At 61.2% G+C, this 992-nt stretch carries 2 protein-coding genes; both read left to right on the top strand.

What is annotated here, in order from left to right:
* On the top strand, nt 1–522 hold a 522-nt coding region (locus tag EOA22_RS35090), incomplete at its 5' end, for a restriction endonuclease (protein WP_348629523.1).
* A gap of 9 nt (nt 523–531) precedes the next feature.
* Complete coding sequence (locus EOA22_RS38355; RefSeq protein ID WP_063170759.1) at nt 532–777, top strand: hypothetical protein; 246 nt, start codon at nt 532–534, stop codon at nt 775–777.
* The last annotated feature ends 215 nt before the right edge of the window (nt 778–992 follow it).

Genomic DNA, 992 nt, shown 5'->3' on the forward strand with positions numbered 1-992 from the left:
CCACCGATGCCTGAGCCGAAGGGGCCGAGCGATGCCGTAATCGCAGCTATGGAGCAGGAATTCCTGGCGATGACTGCGATGGACGAGGCGCCGCAGAAGCGGGGCTACGCGTTCGAGCGCTTTCTCAAACGCTGGTGCGACATGTGGGGCTTGGATGCCCACGCCTCTTTCCGCACTGTTGGAGAGCAGATCGACGGCTCGTTCCAGCATGACAGCAGTACCTATCTGGTCGAGGCCAAGTGGCAGACGCGCCCGGTCGATGCCGCGATGCTGCATGGCTTTCAGGGGAAGCTGCTTGAGCGCCCGGATTGGACAAGGGGCCTCTACGTCTCGTATGGCGGCTTCTCGGGCGAGAGTTTCGACGCCTTCACCGCACGCCGCTTGATCATGATGGACGGAACCGACATCTACCACGCACTCAATCGGCGGCTCGACTTAGGGGAGATCATCCGCAAGAAGGCGCGCCATCACTCTGAGCGACGACAGCCGTTCGCCCGAGTGACCGACCTGTTCCGGGCGTGAGGTGAGACGATGAAGCTGTTTGCCACCTGCGTCTGGGGCTTTGGCTTCTCGCGAGCGCCGCTCGCCACCATGAAGGGGCACGTCGATCGACTGCACGGTCTCGCGTACCGAGGCGATTGCGTAGCGTTGGTAGGCACGCAGACTGATAGCAATGTCATGGAGCGCCGACCCGCCCTGCGGATGACGATGTTGACACTTGGCACCCCACACTTCCAAGATCCGCGTTTGGCATCGACAGCGGAAGGACCGCTTTAGATGATCTCGTCCCGTTAGCTGTCGGTCTATCCGGCCCAGATCTGTCGATCAGGAATGCGCCCAAATTTCGGTCGGCAGAGACAGGCGGCCCGCATGCCAGGAGGGGACGTTCGCGCCGCTTGATTTTGGCAGGCATCGAGATTCCATTCGCGGACGCTAAGTCGTGGTAGCAAGCGACGTTCGAACTCGATGCAGCAGACCTAGATGCTCAGAGT

Origin of the sequence: Mesorhizobium sp. M7A.F.Ca.US.014.04.1.1, assembly GCF_003998745.1 — a bacterium.
Taxonomy (GTDB): domain Bacteria; phylum Pseudomonadota; class Alphaproteobacteria; order Rhizobiales; family Rhizobiaceae; genus Mesorhizobium; species Mesorhizobium ciceri.

Bases quoted from the DNA above. Each gene is read 5' to 3' on its own strand.
- EOA22_RS38355 (WP_063170759.1), top strand. From the start codon at position 532: ATGAAGCTGTTTGCCACCTGCGTCTGGGGCTTTGGCTTCTCGCGAGCG.